The sequence below is a fragment of the Janthinobacterium sp. TPC_1 genome, from assembly GCF_056037845.1.
This window is the reverse complement of sequence record NZ_CP195157.1, coordinates 2,623,406-2,640,351: the sequence shown is the minus strand read 5'-3', so window position 1 is coordinate 2,640,351 and position 16,946 is coordinate 2,623,406. Positions and strand designations below refer to the sequence as shown.

Annotated in this window: 11 protein-coding genes and 4 pseudogenes; 6 read left to right on the top strand and 9 right to left on the bottom strand. The window is 63.9% G+C overall.

Annotated elements, in window-relative coordinates:
• Positions 1-23: 23 nt before the first annotated feature.
• Positions 24-1,530: pseudogene (locus ACQVLG_RS12940) on the bottom strand (CoA-acylating methylmalonate-semialdehyde dehydrogenase).
• Positions 1,531-1,538: 8 nt separating this feature from the next.
• The gene (aptA, locus tag ACQVLG_RS12935; protein ID WP_474294917.1) at positions 1,539-2,855 is read right to left on the bottom strand and encodes an omega-aminotransferase AptA; all 1,317 of its coding nucleotides are present in this window, start codon (positions 2,853-2,855) and stop codon (positions 1,539-1,541) included.
• A gap of 188 nt (positions 2,856-3,043) precedes the next feature.
• Here aptA and ACQVLG_RS12930 point away from each other — a divergent pair, with 188 nt between their 5' ends.
• The 6 genes and pseudogenes from ACQVLG_RS12930 (at position 3,044) to ACQVLG_RS12905 (ending at position 7,973) form a co-directional block, all read left to right on the top strand.
• Positions 3,044-4,513 carry an aminotransferase-like domain-containing protein gene (locus ACQVLG_RS12930; RefSeq protein WP_474294915.1) on the top strand — a complete coding sequence of 490 codons (1,470 nt, stop codon included), beginning with the start codon at positions 3,044-3,046 and terminating at the stop codon, positions 4,511-4,513.
• Between the two features lie 10 nt (positions 4,514-4,523).
• Entirely contained in the window at positions 4,524-5,201 is a 678-nt protein-coding gene (locus ACQVLG_RS12925; protein WP_474294913.1) for a TetR family transcriptional regulator C-terminal domain-containing protein, read from the top strand.
• Between the two features lie 91 nt (positions 5,202-5,292).
• Positions 5,293-5,807 (top strand): annotated as a pseudogene (locus ACQVLG_RS12920) (hypothetical protein).
• A gap of 137 nt (positions 5,808-5,944) precedes the next feature.
• Positions 5,945-6,214: a hypothetical protein gene (locus tag ACQVLG_RS12915; RefSeq protein ID WP_230538796.1), complete on the top strand. Its 270-nt coding sequence runs from the start codon at positions 5,945-5,947 to the stop codon at positions 6,212-6,214.
• Between the two features lie 160 nt (positions 6,215-6,374).
• A pseudogene (locus ACQVLG_RS12910) lies at positions 6,375-6,798 on the top strand (VOC family protein).
• The gene (locus ACQVLG_RS12905; protein ID WP_474294911.1) at positions 6,792-7,973 is read left to right on the top strand and encodes a dipeptidase; all 1,182 of its coding nucleotides are present in this window, start codon (positions 6,792-6,794) and stop codon (positions 7,971-7,973) included. Before ACQVLG_RS12910 ends, ACQVLG_RS12905 begins: the two are co-directional and overlap by 7 nt.
• Before the next feature lies 1 nt (position 7,974).
• On the opposite strand, the gene ACQVLG_RS12900 is transcribed toward ACQVLG_RS12905, so the two are convergent.
• From ACQVLG_RS12900 to xapA, 7 genes and pseudogenes are all read right to left on the bottom strand, one after another.
• Positions 7,975-9,192 carry a nucleoside deaminase gene (locus ACQVLG_RS12900; protein ID WP_474295642.1) on the bottom strand — a complete coding sequence of 406 codons (1,218 nt, stop codon included), beginning with the start codon at positions 9,190-9,192 and terminating at the stop codon, positions 7,975-7,977.
• Between the two features lie 4 nt (positions 9,193-9,196).
• On the bottom strand, positions 9,197-9,604 hold the full coding sequence (locus ACQVLG_RS12895) for a cytidine deaminase (protein ID WP_474294909.1): 408 nt from the start codon (positions 9,602-9,604) through the stop codon (positions 9,197-9,199).
• Between the two features lie 121 nt (positions 9,605-9,725).
• The gene (gene deoA, locus ACQVLG_RS12890) at positions 9,726-11,048 is read right to left on the bottom strand and encodes a thymidine phosphorylase (RefSeq protein ID WP_474294907.1); all 1,323 of its coding nucleotides are present in this window, start codon (positions 11,046-11,048) and stop codon (positions 9,726-9,728) included.
• 75 nt (positions 11,049-11,123) lie between these two features.
• On the bottom strand, positions 11,124-13,505 hold the full coding sequence (locus ACQVLG_RS12885; RefSeq protein ID WP_474294905.1) for an aldehyde dehydrogenase family protein: 2,382 nt from the start codon (positions 13,503-13,505) through the stop codon (positions 11,124-11,126).
• Between the two features lie 12 nt (positions 13,506-13,517).
• On the bottom strand, positions 13,518-14,477 hold the full coding sequence (deoC, locus tag ACQVLG_RS12880) for a deoxyribose-phosphate aldolase (protein ID WP_474294903.1): 960 nt from the start codon (positions 14,475-14,477) through the stop codon (positions 13,518-13,520).
• Complete coding sequence (locus ACQVLG_RS12875) at positions 14,474-15,667, bottom strand: phosphopentomutase (protein ID WP_070219353.1); 1,194 nt, start codon at positions 15,665-15,667, stop codon at positions 14,474-14,476. The genes deoC and ACQVLG_RS12875 overlap by 4 nt, the downstream gene beginning before the upstream one ends.
• Positions 15,668-15,785: 118 nt before the next feature.
• Positions 15,786-16,626: pseudogene (gene xapA, locus ACQVLG_RS12870) on the bottom strand (xanthosine phosphorylase).
• Positions 16,627-16,946 lie beyond the last annotated feature (320 nt).

Here is a 16,946-nt window from a genome sequence, read left to right as displayed (position 1 = left end):
GGCCGATGTTTGATTTAAAACCCTTACTTCATCTGGGGAAAAGCAAATTCCACACCAGCGCTTGCCGTATTCGGCCAGCGCTGCATCACGGCCTTGTGGCGCGTGTAAAAGCGCACGCCTTCGGGGCCATACGCGTGGTGGTCGCCGAACATGCTGCGCTTCCAGCCACCAAAGCTGTTGAAGGCCATCGGCACGGGCAAGGGGATGTTGACGCCCACCATGCCGACCTGAATCTGGCGCACGAATTCGCGCGCCACGCCGCCGTCGCGCGTGTAGATGGCCACGCCGTTGCCATACTCGTTGGCGTTGATCAGCTCCACTGCCTGCACCACGTCAGGACACCGCAGCACGCACAGCACGGGGCCGAAAATTTCTTCCTTGTAGATGCTCATGTCGCGCGTCACGTGGTCGAACAAGGTGCCGCCGACGAAGAAGCCGTTCTCGCGGCCCGCCACCACGTGGTTGCGGCCATCGACGACCAAGGTGGCGCCCTGCTCCACGCCCGAGGCGATGAGTTTTTCGATCCGCTGCTTGGCCGCCAGCGACACGACCGGTCCCATTTCCGCACCATCTTCCATGCCGTCGCGCACTTTCAGTGCGGCCGTGCGCGTTGCCAGTGCGTCGATCAACTTGTCGCCCGCATCGCCCACGGCCACCACGATGGAGATGGCCATGCAGCGCTCGCCCGCCGAACCATAGGCCGCGCCGATCAGCGCGTCGACCGTCCGTCATCTCCATATCCGCGTCGGGCATCACCACCATGTGGTTCTTCGCGCCGCCCAAAGCCTGCACGCGCTTGCCGCTGGCGCTGCCGCGCGAATAGATGTATTCGGCAATCGGCGTCGAGCCGACAAAGCTGATTGCCTGCACCACGGGGTGGTCGAGCAAGGCGTCGACGGTCACTTTATCTCCCTGCACCACGTTGAATACGCCGTCGGGCAAGCCCGCTTCTTTCAGCAATTTCGCGTGCAGCAGGGAGGCCGATGGATCGCGCTCGGACGGTTTCAAGACGAAGGTATTGCCGCAGGCAATCGCCACCGGGAACATCCACATCGGCACCATCACGGGAAAATTGAATGGCGTGATGCCGGCCACCACGCCGAGCGCCTGGCGCATGGACCAGGCGTCGATGCCGCGCGAAATCTGGTCCGTGAATTCCCCCTTCAACAGTTGCGGGATGCCGACGGCAAATTCCACCATCTCGATGCCGCGCGCCACCTCGCCCTGCGCATCGGCAAAGGTCTTGCCATGCTCGCGCGTGAGCATGGCGGCAAATTCATCCGTGTGCTGCTGGCACAGCTGCAGGTAGCGGAACAGGACCCTGGCGCGCGTCAGCGGCGGCGTGGCCGACCACGAGGGAAAGGCGGCGGCGGCCGCCTGCACGGCCGCATCGACATCTTCCACGGTGCCCAGCGCGACCCGGGCCACGGGTTCGCCCAGGGCGGGGTTGTAGACGTCGCCGTAGCGGCCGCTTTGGGTGTCGACTTTGGCGCCGTTGATGTAGTGGGTAATCGTGTCGAGATCGTTCATGGTCTTCCTTAGTCGAGATTCTTTAATACCTTGGCCAGCTTGCCAAACAGCTCGTCGATATGCTGTTTTTCCAGCACCAGCGGCGGCGACAGGGCGATGATGTCGCCCGTCGTGCGTATCAGCACGCCGTCGGCGAAGGCCTGCTTGAAGGCGTTGAAGGCGCGCGTGCCGGGCTTGCCGGCGATGGGATCGAGTTCGATGCCAGCGATCAGGCCGATGCTGCGCAAATCGATCACGTGCGGCAAGCCTTTCAGCGAATGCACGGCGTCGCTCCAGTACGCCTGCATCGCTTTAGCGTGGCCCAGGATGTCCTGCTCCTCGAACACCTGCAAGGTGGCCAGCGAGGCGGCGCAGGCCAGCGGGTGGCCGGAATACGTGTAGCCGTGGAACAGTTCGATGCCCGGTGGCGCCTCCATGAAGGCGTCGTGGATATACTTTTTGCTAAACACGGCACCCATCGGCACCATGCCGTTGGTCAGGCCCTTGGCCGTCGTCATCAGATCCGGCTCGACGTCGAAATAATCGGCGGCGAACGGCGTCGTCATGCGGCCGAAACCCGTGATGACTTCATCGAAGATCAAGAGGATGCCGTGCTTGGTGCACAGTTCGCGCAAGCGTTTCAGATAGCCTTTCGGCGGGATCAGCACGCCAGTGGAACCGGCCACCGGTTCGACGATGACGGCGGCAATCGTCGATGCGTCGTGCAGGGCGACGATGCGTTCCAGCTCGTCGGCCAGGTGGGTACCGTATTCGGGCTCGCCCACCGTGTAGGCATTCTGGTTCAGGTTGTGCGTGTGCGGCAGGTGGTCCACGCCCGGCAGCAGGGGGCCGAAGGTCTTGCGGTTGCCGCCGATGCCGCCAACGGAAATGCCGCCGAAGCCCACGCCGTGGTAACCGCGTTCGCGGCCGATCAGGCGCGTGCGCGCGCCCTCGCCGCGCGCCCGATGATAGGCCAGCGCGATCTTCAGGGCCGTATCTACGGCCTCGGAACCGGAGTTCGTATAAAACACGTGGCCAAATTTATGCCCCGTGTAATCCATCAGTTTTTCCGCTAGGTCGAAGGCGGCCGGATGGCCCATCTGGAAGGTCGGCGCGAAGTCGAGCTGGCCCACCATCTCGCGGATGGCGCCGACGATTTTCGGCTGCGCATGGCCGCATGGCACGCACCACAATCCCGCCGTGCCATCGAGGATGGCGTTGCCATCGACGTCCTTGTAGTACATGCCTTCGGCCGACACCAGCAAGCGCGGGTTGGCCTTGAAATCACGGTTATTCGTAAACGGCATCCAGAATGCCGACATCGATTCCGGCCTTGTTTCGTTCATGACCTTCTCCTTGGGATGGGCTGGCGCGGGGCCAGGATCGTTTTTGACGAAGCGTAAAATAATTTACCAGTTGGCAAAAAGCTGATGTAATAATAGACAGGCCATCCCCAATGGCACAGATACACAAACGGCAAAACATCCCAACCGTACAGGTCGAAAAACCACTACAGTTTTGTGCAAGGCAGCATATGGAGCCACCGGTAACACACAAGGTGAAGCAGGACGAGGGCGACGGCAATGCCAGCGGCTGGCCCGTGCTCGACATCGACCGCCAGAAAAAGGGCGGCCTGGTCGAGCAGATCGTCGTCGCCATCAGCGTCATGGTGGGCAGCCGCGCCCTGCGCATCGGCACGCGCATGCCGTCCGTGCGCCAGTTCGCCCGCTGCAATGGCGTGTCGACCTTTACCGTCGTCGAATCGTACGACCGCCTGGTCAACCTCGGCCTGCTGTCGTCGCGGCGCGGTTCCGGCTATTTCGTCGCGCGCCACGATATCCCCGCCTCGCCGCAGGCAAGCATCCACGCCAGTCCCACCGCCATCGATGCCCTCACGCCGGACCTGTATTCGGGCGTGTCCGACGCCCTGCCGGTGGGGGCGGGCTGGCTGCCGCCCGAGCTGTATGGCGAGGCGACCGTGCTCGACGCCGTGCGCCAGGCCATGCGCATTCCCGCCAGCCGCCTGCGCGGCTATGGCCACCCGCTGGGCTTTCCTTCGCTGCGCCAGCACCTGGCAACATGCCTGTCGGAAGAGCTGTTCCAGGTGGAACCGGACCAGGTCTTGCTGACGCACGGCGCCACGCATGCTTTTGACTTGATCCTGCGCAGCCTGACCAAACCGGGCGACACGGTACTGGTGGAAGACCCCGGCTACAGCAACCTGCAGTCGCTGATACGCCACCACGGTTGCATCCCCGTCGGCATTGCCCGCGGCGAGGCGGGCCTCGATCTCGATGCGCTGGCCGTTGAAGCCGCGCGCACGCAGCCGAAACTCATGTTCGTCAACACGGTGCTGCAAAATCCGCTCGGTACTTCCTTGAGCCAGGCGCAGGCGCACCGCCTGCTGGCGCTGGCCGAGCAATTCGATTTCTGGCTGGTGGAGGACGATATCTACCGCGAACTGGCGGCGCGCGGCGAAGCGTCGCTGGCGGCGATGGACGGCTTGCGCCGCGTGATCCGCGTGGGCAGTTTTTCCAAGACCCTGTCGCCCGTGCTGCGCGTGGGATCGATTTGCGCCTCGCCGTCGCTGGTGGCCGAACTGGTGCGCGTGAAAATGCTGGCAGGACTGACGACGTCGGAAATCAACGAGCGCGCCGTCTACCACGCCATCAGCGCGCGGCCCTACAAGCGCATGGTGGAACGCCTGGTGGCGCAACTCGATGCGGCCCGCGAGCGCAGCATCGATTGCCTGGCGCAGGCGGGCATGGCGCCCGTGGCGCGCCCGCGCGGCGGCATGTTCGTCAGCGCCGGCTGGCCCGACCTGCAGACGCCGGAATGGAATGGCAAGATCATCGCCGACATGGCATTAAAGGCCGGCATCCTGCTGTCGCCGAACGAATTTTTCATGCTGCGCGCGCCCGAGACGGTGTGGTTCCGCTTCAACGTGGCCTACACCGACACCCCCGTGCTGCAAGCCTTCCTGCAATCGATACGCCCACGCTAAAGAACCCGCCATGGCCAGCGATAAATCCCCTGCCCTTTCCGTGAAAAATGCCGGTGGCCGGCGCCTGCAAAACCGCGACCGCCTGGAAGCGGACATCCTGGAGCAAGCCGTGCGCGCCTTCGCGCAAAGCGGCTATGAAGGCGCGTCGATCGCCACCATCGCCGAGCGGGCCGGCCTGTCGAAGCAAAACCTGATGTATTACTTCCCCTCCAAGCAGCTGCTGTACCAGCGCGTGCTCGACGATGTGCTCGACGACTGGCTGGCGCGCATGGAATCGCTGGCCAATGAACACGACGAGCCGCGCGACGTGCTGCGTGCGTACATCGGCGCCAAGCTGCGTTTTTCACGCGAACAGCCGTGGGCTTCGCGCGTGTATGCGCTGGAAGTGATCAATGGCGCGCCCCTGTACGGCGCGCAGATACGCGACCGGGTCGTGCCGCTGCTGCGCAAGGATATCGCCGTCTTCGAGGCATGGATCGCCGCCGGCCGGATCGCGCCCGTCAACGCCACGCACCTGATGTTCGCCATCTGGGCCATGACCCAGTCGTATGCGGATTTTTCGACGCAGATGGCCCTGGTGCTGGAGCGCAAGCAGCTCACGCGCAAGGATTACGAAGATGCCGAATTCCTGATCGCGCACATGGTGCAGGCGGCCATCGCCCTGCCTGCGGCAGTGCCCGGCACGTGATGAAATTTCCAAGGAACAAACGAGCAGTGATAGCATGGCGCGCTGGAGCGTTTGCAATGGCGACGCGATACCCACAGGATAAGGAACAGGCATGAAACAATGGTCATCGGCGCGCACCGCGTCATTGCTGGGCAAGGTCGCCTGCGCGGCGCTGCTGGCAGCGGCATCCACGGCACAGGCGCAGACAGTGGGCATGATAGACAATCAGCCGCTGAGCGAAACCTGGCTCAACGCGGGCTTTTATTCGTATCACTTTCAGCGCGACAAGAACTTGAACGACAGCAATCCGGGCCTGGGCGCCGAATACCGCTTTTCCACGGTTGCGTCGGTCACGGCTGGCCGCTTCTACAATAGCGACCGCGCCTATTCGAACTACCTGGGCGTGTACTACCAGCCCATCAAGGTAGGCCCGCTGCGCGTCGGTGCCGTCGTTGGCGGCTTCAGCGGCTATCCGAAGATGCGCGATGGTGACTGGTTCCCGGCCCTGGTCCCCACCATCAGCTATGAGTACCAGCGCGTGGGCGTGAATATCGCATCGTGCCGTCCTACAAGGACCGCCTGTATGGCGCCCTCAGTTTCCAGCTGAAACTCAAGGTGTTTGAATAGCAGTTTGTCCTGATTTGTCGCCGTTCGCTCCGCCATTCCTGCCATTCGTCGCATACGCGATGCCCGGCAGCAAGGTTTTACCTATAGTGGATTCATCGCCAGCCTGCATACGGCAGCGGCAACCACAGGAGAACGGCATGAAAGACATCAATCCGGCACCGGGCGGCACTTCCTTCAGCGCAATCTGGAACGAGCTGTGCGCTTATGCGCGCCAGGGAATGGCCGCCCTGCGCGCCATGTCCTGGCCCATGCTGCTGGCGTGCTGCCTGGGCCTGGCGTTCCTGATCACCATCTTGCCGCTGGCTATCATGCTGTTTGCCCTCGTCATGCTGCTGAAATGGGCAAGCAACAGCGACGATGCCGGCGCGGAACAGAAAGCGGCGGACTCACAGCAATCGCCGCAATAAAAATTTGAGCCGTAGCAAGAGTGCAATGATTATTCTATGGCAATATGGATGGGCACAGCACTGACCAGCATCAAACCCATTCCGATGGATGGGGTTGATACGGAACGCCACGCAGTATCCATGATCGAAGCTACTCCCCCACAGCCATAGGAGTTTTCTGATGACCACGATAGCAAAAGCTACAGTAAATACGACCATTCCCTGCCTGCGCTACCATGACGCGCCCGCCGCCATCGAATGGCTATGCAAGGCGCTCGGCTTTGAAAAACAATTAGTCGTACCTGACGGCAACGGTGGTGTCGCCCACGCACAACTGAGCTTTGGCAACGGCATGGTCATGGTGGCGCCGGTCCTCGACAGCGACTATGGCCGCCTGATGAAACTGCCCAGTGAAATCGGCGGCGCCAACACGCAAAATTGCTACCTGGTCGTCAACGACGCCGACGCCGTCTACCGTAGCGCGCGCGAAGCCGGCGCCGAGATCGTGCTCGACATCAAGGATGAAGATTACGGCGGACGGGGGCTTTACCTGCCGCGACCCGGAAGGCCACATCTGGAGCCTGGGCACCTACGATCCATGGTAAAACGGAGAACAATGATTATCAGCACCCTCACCGCCGCCAGCCTTGCGCTGATCGGCGGTTTCCTGTCCGCCCCCGTCCTCGTCGACGAGCACCTCAACCGTATCCACGCACCGTCCGGCAAGGCGCCGTCGACAGCGGCCATGGCCCTGCACCAGAGCCTGTGGATTGCCGACCTGCACGCGGACAGCCTGCTGTGGCAACGCAATCTGAACCGCGACAGCCAGCGCGGGCACGTCGACTTCCCCCGCCTGCAGCGGGCCAACGTGGCGCTGCAAGCCTTTTCCGTCGTCACCAAGACGCCGCGCAAGATGAATATCGAGCGCAATGGCAGCGACACGGACAACATCACGGCACTGGTGGTGGCGCAAGGCTTGCCGCCGGCCACCTGGACCAGCCTGCTGGCGCGCGCCACTTACCAGGCCGACGAGCTGCGCCAGCAAGCGGCCAAGAGCCATGGCAAGGTGCGCGTGATCGGCAGCCGCGCCCAGCTGCGCAGCTTCATCGCCGCGCGTGAGCAAGATCCCGCCCTGCTGGCCGGCTGGCTGACACTGGAAGGCGCGCATGCGCTCGAAGGCAAGCTGGACAACCTCGATACTCTGTACCGGGCCGGCTATCGCATGGCCGCGCCCACGCATTTCTTCGACACGGAACTGTCCGGCTCCCAGCATGGCTTGAAAAAAGGCGGCCTGACGCCGCTGGGCCGGCAATGGCTGCGCGCCATGGAACAGCGCAAGATGATCGTCGACCTGGCGCACGCCTCGCCAGCCACCATCGACGACGTATTAACGATGGCGAAACGCCCCGTGATGGTGTCGCACACGGGCGTGCGCGGCACCTGCGCCAACGGGCGCAACCTGAGCGACGCACAATTGAAACGCATCGCCGCCCAAGGTGGCCTGGTGGGCATCGGTTTCTGGAATACGGCCGTCTGCGGCAAGGACGTGGCATCGATCGCGCGCGCCATCAAGTACACGGTCAAGCTGATCGGCGCCGAACACGTGGCCTATGGTTCGGACTTCGACGGCGCCGTCACCACGGCCATCGACGCGGCCGGCCTGCCGCGATTGACGCAGGCGCTGCTGGACGCGGGCCTGTCGGAAGCACAGATCCACCGCGTGGCCGGCGACAACGTGCGCGACTTCCTGCTGAAAAACCTGCCCGACGACGATGCCTAGGCTAGCCTAGCGCCTGGACCAGGGCCTGGTCCGCCACCTGGCGCGGCCGGATGCGTATCAGCTTGCGGTATAGCGGCGGCATCGACTCGCACAGCGCCAGCAGCGCGTCTTCCGCCATGGCGGGTCGCACGTACTGGAATTGCGCCGGATTATTCTCCGGCAGCGCCCCTTCCATGGTGGAGCCGTAGGCGCCCAGGGTCATGAAACTGGCGGCGCTGTCATCCGGGCCGATGGCCAGCACGAAGGTGCCGTGCTTGGGGTGGCCCAGGTAGCTTTTGATTTCTTCCTGCAGCGCCGGCGCCGCATTCGCCATCAGCTCAAAGCGCAGCTGCGCGTACTGGCGCGTGCATTCCATGAACGGCGTGCGGATGGCCGATTGACTCAATTTCCCCGGCATGCACAGCAGCAGGTTACCGAAGGAATCGAGCAAGGCGGCCGCATCGCCCTGGCCACCATCGCGCAGATCCTGTTCCATGGCCGCCTGCAGGAATGGCGCCAGGCCCGCATCGGGCGCGTGCGGGTCGCAGCGGTAAGTCAGGGCGTCGGGATAGCGGCGCCGCAAGGCGCGCACCACCGCGTGCTCGGGCGGCAAGGCGGCCGGATCGCGCAAGGGCACGTCGTCGCCGGCGTTCAGCAGCTGCATCACCTGCGCCGATGTCGCTTCGAACACGAGCGAGCACAGTGCCTGCGTCGCCTCGTGGATGCTCTTGCCGATGAAAAAAGATCTGGGCGCGGCGCCGGACGGGGCACGCGCGTACTCGGTGGCACCGCGCACGGCCGGATAGCAGAAGCTGCGGCCCGCCTGCGCCTGCAGCGGCGACGGCAAGGCCGTAAACGTGGCGCTGCCATCGTAATTGATGCCCGCCTTGACGTCGGGCGCGGCCACCACCACGTTGAAACCAGCCGCCAGGATGGCGCCCGTGCACATGCAGCAGGGGTCGAGCGAGGTGACGATGGTCAGTTCTCCCGGCGGCGGCAAGGGCGCGCCCTTGGCCCGCTCGGCGAAATACCAGTCCACCAGCTGGCGCTCGCCATGGGCGGTGGGATCGAACACCAGGCCCTGGCGCACGACATTGTTGTGCATCGATTGCAGCACGTTGCCGGCGCCATCGAGCAGCACGCCGCCCACGCCAAAGGTGCCCTGCGTCTTCGCCGCCATGGCTTCGGCCGCGGCAATCGCCACGGCGGCCTGGATGTCGATCGTCTTGTTCAAGCGGATCCTGTTACTTCATGTCCAGGTCGGAATTGCCGAAGCCGTGCGGCAGCAGCCAGCCCGCCGTCACTTCCATGATGTCGTTTTTCAGGTTCGTCAGGATCACGGGCAGGTCGGCGCCTCCCATCTCGAAGATCACCTGGCGGCAGGCGCCGCATGGCGAAATCGGCTCGACCGTGTCGCCCGTGACGGCCAGTTTGGCGAAGTCGCCCGGTTTGCAGCCATGCGCGATGGCGCTGAAAAACGCCGTGCGCTCGGCGCAGTTGCACAGGCCATACGCGGCGTTTTCCACGTTACAGCCGCGGAAGACGCGGCCATCCTTGCACAGCAATGCCGCGCCCACCTTGAAACGCGAATACGGCGCGTAGGCCAGTTCGCGGCCGGCGTTGGCTTCGGCGATCAGTTCTTGGTTGTTCATTTGCTTATCTATCTGTAAAACCCGCGAAAGGCCGGGGTCAGACCCTCAGGGGGAATGCGTTCCAATGGGACGCATTCCAATCCTGCAAGGACTGACCCCAGATTTTGCTTCTAGGGTTAAGTTATGGACGAATGGTACGATAAATCACCGGATTGCCCGCCAGCGCCACGGCGCTGATGGCATACGCGTCCTGGATTTCCTTGACGGCCAGCTGCGCCGCCTCTTCCGTGCGCGCGTGCACCATGGCCAGCGGCTGGCCCACGGCCACCTGCTCGCCCAGGCCCACGAGGTCCGTCAGGCCGACGGCGAAATCGATGCTGTCCGTCGGACGGCGGCGGCCACCACCCAGGGCCACCACGGCCAGGCCGATGGCGCGGCAATCGCGCACGTTGGCAAAGCCGGCCGACAGCGCCGGCGCCGGCACGATGAACGGCGCCAGCTCCAGGTGCTTGTCCGGGTTCTCGACCAGATCGGCCGGGCCGCCCAGGGCGGACACCATGCGCGCAAAGCGCTCGGCCGCCGCGCCCGAATCGAGGGCCGCCATCAATTTCACGCGCGCGTCCTCTTCCGTGGCGGCCAGGCCGCCCAGCACCAGCATCTCGGCGCACAGCGACAAGGTGACTTCGTGCAGGCGCGCGGGACGCGAACGGCCCGTCAGGTAATCCATGGCGCCGCGCACTTCCAGCGCATTGCCGGCGTATGGCGCCAGCGACTCGTTCATGTCCGTCAGAATCGCCGACGTCTGCATGCCCGCGCCGTTGCCGACGGCGACGATGCTCTCGGCCAGTTCCACCGACTTGTCGTAGGTCGGCATGAAGGCGCCGCTGCCCACTTTCACGTCCATCACCAGCGCGTCCAGGCCGGCCGACAGTTTCTTCGACAGGATGGAGCCGGTGATCATCGCCACCGATTCTACCGTGGCGGTGACATCGCGGATGCCGTAAAAACGCTTGTCGGCCGGCGCCAGCTGCGCCGTCTGGCCGATGATGGCCACGCCGATCTCCTGCACCACCTTGCGGAACAGTGCATTGTCCGGCACCGTGCAGTAGCCGGGAATGGCGTCGAACTTGTCCAGGGTGCCGCCCGTGTGGCCCAGGCCGCGGCCCGAGATCATCGGCACGTAGCCGCCGCATGCGGCGACCATGGGCCCCAGCAGCAGGGAGACGACGTCGCCCACGCCGCCCGTCGAATGCTTATCGACGATGGGTCCCGGCAGGTTCAGCGAGCGCCAGTCCAGCACCTGGCCGGAATCGCGCATGGCCAGGGTGAACGCCACGCGCTCGTCCATGTTCATGTCGTTGAAATAGACGGCCATGCCGAGTGCCGCGATCTGCCCTTCGCTGACGCTGCCGTCAGTGATGCCGCGCACGAAAAACTGGATTTCCTCGGCGCTCAAGACGCCCTTGTCGCGCTTCTTGCGGATGATTTCCTGGGTCAAAAACATGAATTAACTCCGATCATAATAGACTGGGGTCAGTCCCTAAGGTTCTGACCCCAGCTTTGCAACTCCAGTTGTCAATCAGACGCCGTAAGGTATCCACACGTTTTTCACTTGCGACGCATGCGCCAGCACGGCACGGCCGCCGCTTTGCGCGGCGCTGTACCAGTCGCGGCCCTTGGCGCCGCCGACCCAGGTGCGCTTCAGGGTGCCGGCCGACAGGCGCTCGACTTCCGCGCAGCCTTCGCCGGAACCGTCATGGCGCCAGACGGCGTCGATGTCGGCGTGCGTGGCCAGGGTGCGCGCCAGTTCATCGGCGTTGCCGCTGATGATGTTGACGACGCCGCCCGGCAGGTCGGACGTGTCGAACACCTGATACAGGTCCAGCGCGGAGAGCGGATGCGCTTCCGACGGCACCACCACCACTCGGTTGCCCAGCGCGATGGCCGGCGCCACCAGCGAAATGAAGCCCAGCAGTGGCGCTTCATTCGGGCAGACGATGCCGATCACGCCGACCGCTTCGTTCAGCGCCACGGTGATGCCCTTGGTTGGCGGCTGGTGCGCCAGGCCGTCGTACTTGTCGGCCCAGGCGGCATAGTAGAACAGGCGTTCGATCGAAGCCTGCACTTCCTTCTCCGGGTTTTTACTGCCCGTCATGGCAGCGATGCGGGCGGCAAATTCATCGGCGCGCGCAGCGAGGTTTTCGGCGATGTAGTACAGCACTTGCGCGCGGTTGTGCGCCGTGGCGCTGGTCCAGCCGGACGCCTTATGGGCCGCTTCGACGGCGTTGCGGATGTCCTTGCGGCTGCCCACGCCCACTTCGGCCAGCAGGGTGCCGTTGGCACCGAACACGGGCACGCTGTAGGCGCTGTCAGGGCGCGCCTGCTTGCCGCCGATGTACATCTTGGCCGTGCGGTCGATCGCGAACGGGTCGGCTGCCGCCGGCTTCGCATTGGTCTTGGCTTTCGCTTCCACCACCGGCAAGGCCGGACGTGCATCTTCGGCCAGGGCCGTCATGTATTCCAGCATGCCTTCACGGCCGCCTTCACGACCGAAGCCCGATTCGCGGTAGCCGCCGAAGCCGCAGGCCGCGTCGAACTGGTTGGCGCTGTTGATCCACACCACGCCAGCCTTGATGGCGGGCGCGATATCGAGGGCCAGGCTGATCGACTCGGTCCACACGCTGGCGGCCAGGCCGTACACCGTGTTGTTCGCCAGCTGCACCGCTTCAGGCGGCGTGCGGAAGCTCATGGCCACCAGCACGGGGCCGAAGATTTCAGCCTGTGCCACGGCGGCCGAGGTCGACGCGCCCGTGATCAGGGTCGGCGGGAACCACGAGCCGTCAGCCGGCAATTCGCACGCCGGTTGCCACACGTCGCAGCCTTCGGCACGGGCGGTATCGACCAGCGCGGCGATGCGCTGGCGCTGCACGGGGTCGACCAGCGCGCCCACGTCCATCGATTTGTCCAGGGGCGAGCCGAGGCGCAGGTTTTCCATGCGGGCGCGTACCTTGTTCAGGAAGCGCTCCTGGACCGATTCCTGCACCAGCAGGCGCGAGCCGGCGCAGCACACTTGTCCCTGGTTGAACCAGATCGAGTCGACCAGGCCTTCCACGGCGCCGTCCAGGTCCGCGTCTTCGAAGACGATGAACGGCGACTTGCCGCCCAATTCCAGCGACAGCTTCTTGCCGCTGCCGGCCGTCGCTTCGCGGATCAAGCGGCCTACTTCGGTGGAACCCGTAAACGCGATCTTGTCGACGCCGGGGTGGTTGACGATGGCCGAACCCACGCGGCCGTCGCCCGTGACGATGTTGACCACGCCGGCCGGCACGCCCGCCTGCACGCACAATTCGGCGAACAGCATGGCGGTCAGCGACGTGAATTCGGCCGGCTTGAAGACGACCGTGTTACCGGCCGCCAGGGCCGGAGCGATTTTCCACGACAGCATCAGCAGGGGGAAATTCCACGGCACGATCTGGCCCACCACGCCCACGGCGCGGTAGTCGGCGAATTCTTCCGACTGCAGCTGCGCCCAGCCGGCGTGATGGTAGAAATGGCGCGCGGCCAGCGGCAGGTCGATATCGCGCGTTTCGCGGATGGTCTTGCCGTTGTCCAGGGTTTCGAGCACGGCGAACAGGCGCGAATGCCTTTGCAGCAGACGGGCCAGCGCGTACATGACCTTGGCGCGGCCATGGCCTCCCATGCCTTGCCATACGGGCAGCGCGCGGCGCGCCGCTTCCACAGCCCGTTCCACGTCCGCATCGGTGGCTTGCGTCAGTTCGGCCAGCTGCGTGCCATCGGCAGGATTGGTCGAGGCGAACAGTTCGGCCGGCTCGCTCCAGGCGTTGTCAATGAACAGGCCGAATGTGCGCTGATGGCCGTCGAGCCACGCTTGCGCTTCTTTTTGACTTTCGGGAGCAGGGCCGTAGTCCATAGTAGTGAGAATCTCGTTAATTGTTGGCATGACGATTGTTCTTTAAGGTTGTGCGTGACGATGATTGGCCGAGTAGCTGCCGGTGACGTAGTGCTCGAGCTGGCGCTCGATGTCGGTCAGCAGGCTGGAAGCGCCGATGCGGAACAGGTGCGGCTGCAGCCATTCGTTGCCCAGCTCTTCCTTCATCAGGGTCAGGAACTGCAGCGCGCTCTTGGCCGAACTGACGCCGCCGGCCGGCTTGAAGCCCACCTTGAAACCCGTCTGTTCATAGTATTCGCGCACCGTGCGCACCATCGTCAGGGCCACGGGAATGGTGGCGTTGACGCTTTCCTTGCCGGTGGACGTCTTGATGAAATCGGCGCCGGCCATCATGCAGACCCACGACGCCTTGGCCACGTTTTCCATGGTCAGCAAGTCGCCCGTGGCGAGAATCGCCTTCACGTGCGCTTCGCCGCACGCCTTGCGGTAAGCCAGCATTTCGTCGTACAGCACTTGCCAGTTGCCGTTCAGGACGTGCTGGCGCGTGATGACGATATCGATTTCCGAAGCGCCCGCGGCGACCGACAGTTCGATCTCGCGCAGCTTCGTTTCCATGTTCGTCAGGCCGGCCGGGAAGGCGGTCGACACGGCAGCGATAGGCAAGCGGCCCTGGATGACGTTCACGGCCGGGGCGATCATCTCGTGGTACACGCACACGGCGCCGGTGCTCAGCTGCGTCAGACCCAGTGCGGCCATCAGGTCGGCGCGCAGCGGACGCATGGCCTTCATGCACAGGCGCTCCACGCGGCCCGGCGTATCGTCGCCGCCCAGGGTGGTCAGGTCGATCATCTGGATGGCTTTCACCAGCCAGGCGGCCTGGTATTCCTTTTTCACGGTACGGCGGTTCGCCAGGCTGGCCGCGCGGCGGTCCGTCGCGGCGCGGTTGACGCGGATCTGGTTGATCCAGCCCAGGTCGAGGCCGACGGCCTCGTTACGCTTGAATTCGGGGTGCATGAGTGTCATAACAAGCTGGTTCCATTAGCAAGTGGTGGTACGCCAAGGTGCTTGGCGAGGGTTTGGCCAATATCGGAGAACGTCTCGGAAATACCCAGTGCGCGCGGGGCGACGCCGGGACCGAAGAAAATCATCGGAATGTGTTCGCGGGTGTGGTCGGAGCCGTGCCAGGTGGGGTCGCAGCCATGGTCGGCAGTGATCACGACCAGGTCGCCTTCCTTCAGCTTGGCCATGAATTCCGGCAGGCGCGCATCCATTTCGCGCAGCGCGTCGGCATAGCCCTCGACGTTGCGGCGGTGGCCGAACGCCTGGTCGAAATCGACGAAGTTCACGAAAGTGAGCGACTTGTCCTGCACTTCATCGGCCGTCTTCAGCAGCGCTTCGAACAGCGCCATGTTGTCGACGCCCTTCACGACTCTGGAAATACCCTGGGTGGCGAAAATGTCGCTGATCTTGCCCAGGCCGACGACTTCGCCGCCCGCATCCTTCACGTGGTCGAGCAGGGTCTTGCTTGGCGGCGCCACCGCATAGTCGTGGCGGTTGGAAGTGCGCGTGTAATTGCCGTTGCTGCCCGTGAACGGGCGGGCGATGACGCGGCCGATGTTGTACGGCTCGACCAGCTTGAAGGCCATTTCGCACACTTCGTACAGGCGCTCGAGGCCGAACGATTCTTCGTGCGCGGCGATCTGCATCACCGAGTCGCCCGAGGTATAGATAATCAGCTTGCCGGTGGCGACGTGCTCGTCGCCATGCTTGTTGATGATGTCCGTGCCCGAGGCATGGCAGTCGCCCAGGAAGCCGGGCACGCCGGACAGGGCTTTGAGTTTGTCGGTCAGGTCGGCCGGGAACGACGGCGTGGTGCGGGGAAAATAGCCCCAGTCGAATTCGACGGGCACGCCGGCGATTTCCCAGTGGCCGCTCTGCGTGTCCTTGCCGGTGGAGCGCTCGCGCGCCGCGCCGTAGGCGCCGGTGAAGCCGTCGCGCTGGTCGAAGCCCGTGGCCCATTCGCCGCTGGCCAGGTGCGCGGCGGCGCCCAGTCCCAGGCGTTCCATGTTCGGGAGTTTCAAGGTCTTGCCGCTTTTGGCGACAGTGCTGGCAATGTGGCCAAAGGTATTGGCACCTGCGTCGCCATACTTGGCGGCGTCTGGCGTCGCGCCAAGGCCGAAGGAATCAAGCAGGAGGATAAATGCGCGTGACATGATAAGGCTCGCTTTATGGATTGATGCGGGGTGATGCGAACAGTGTAGGCCGGATTTCCCCGGCCTGCCACGCGGCAGCGCCGGTGGCCGGCGCGCCGCTACTGCGTAAAAAAAGTGCTTAGGCTTGCGGCTTTTCAGCTACTTTGGAGAGGAAGGCCAGAATCAGCTTGACCAGGTCTTTTGCGCCGATGGCCGCGTATTTCAGGGTTTGCTCGTGCGACAGGGCGAATGGCGACATGCCTTCGGCCAGGTTGGTGATGACGGACACGCCCACCACTTTCAGGTCGCAATGGCGGGCCGAGACCACTTCCGGCACCACGGACATGCCGACCGTATCGGCGCCCAGGCGGGCCATCATGCGGATTTCGGCGGCCGTCTCGAAGTTCGGGCCAGGGTAGGCGACGAACACGCCTTCGTGCAGGGTGATGCCGCTGGCGGCTGCAGTGTCCTTGACTTGCTGGCGCAGTTCGGCGTCGTAGGCGTTGGCCATGCTGAAGAAGCGCGGGCCGAAGCGGTCGTCGTTCGGGCCGACCATCGGCGTGCCTGGCAGCAGGTTGATATGGGTCGCTGATGGCGACCAGGCTGCCGGCGTCCACTTCAGGGCGCAGGGAACCGGCGGCGTTGGTGACGAACAGCATTTCGCAGCCCAGCAGTTTCAAGGTGCGGATGGCGCTCGTCATCACGCCCATGCCATAGCCTTCATAGAAGTGGCCACGGCCCTTCATGCAGACGACGGCGACGCCCGACAGGGTGCCGACCACCAGTTCGCCCGCATGGCCGTGCACGGTGCTGATCGGAAAACCTGGCAATTCGTCAAAGCTGATGCTGACGGCGTCCGTCATCTGCTCGGCCAACACACCCAGGCCGGAGCCGAGGATCATCGCCACGCGCGGCTTGAAATTTTCAGGAGCGCGGGCACGGATGATTTCGGCGGCGTGGAAAGGGGCGTTGTTCGACATGGTTATCCTCTGATTGACTAATGATGATGGTTGCTGCCTGCGCAGCCGCGCCCGGTGAGGGGCTGCGGCCCAGGTATCGGGTTTGTATGGTGTTACAGGTATATCGAAATGCGTATTGTCTCTATTTGCCGCCACTATGCATCAAACGGAATATGTATGGCAAATACCATTTTTCTTACCAATTTATACAATTTAAATATAAATCGCCGATATTATAGTCCAGGCAAGCGTTCGTCCGCCAGCAGCGGCCACGCCCCGGCAATGCCCCGGAAATGCATGCATACAAGCTCCATACGAACACGTTTCGCGCACCTTTGAGA

Coding starts and splice junctions, on each gene's coding strand:
- aptA (WP_474294917.1), bottom strand. CDS start 2,855: ATGAACGAAACAAGGCCGGAATCGATGTCGGCATTCTGGATGCCGTTT.
- ACQVLG_RS12895 (WP_474294909.1), bottom strand. CDS start 9,604: ATGAACAACCAAGAACTGATCGCCGAAGCCAACGCCGGCCGCGAACTG.
- deoA (WP_474294907.1), bottom strand. CDS start 11,048: ATGTTTTTGACCCAGGAAATCATCCGCAAGAAGCGCGACAAGGGCGTC.
- ACQVLG_RS12885 (WP_474294905.1), bottom strand. CDS start 13,505: ATGCCAACAATTAACGAGATTCTCACTACTATGGACTACGGCCCTGCT.
- ACQVLG_RS12875 (WP_070219353.1), bottom strand. CDS start 15,667: ATGTCACGCGCATTTATCCTCCTGCTTGATTCCTTCGGCCTTGGCGCG.
- ACQVLG_RS12930 (WP_474294915.1), top strand. CDS start 3,044: ATGGAGCCACCGGTAACACACAAGGTGAAGCAGGACGAGGGCGACGGC.
- deoC (WP_474294903.1), bottom strand. CDS start 14,477: ATGACACTCATGCACCCCGAATTCAAGCGTAACGAGGCCGTCGGCCTC.
- ACQVLG_RS12905 (WP_474294911.1), top strand. CDS start 6,792: ATGGTAAAACGGAGAACAATGATTATCAGCACCCTCACCGCCGCCAGC.
- ACQVLG_RS12925 (WP_474294913.1), top strand. CDS start 4,524: ATGGCCAGCGATAAATCCCCTGCCCTTTCCGTGAAAAATGCCGGTGGC.
- ACQVLG_RS12915 (WP_230538796.1), top strand. CDS start 5,945: ATGAAAGACATCAATCCGGCACCGGGCGGCACTTCCTTCAGCGCAATC.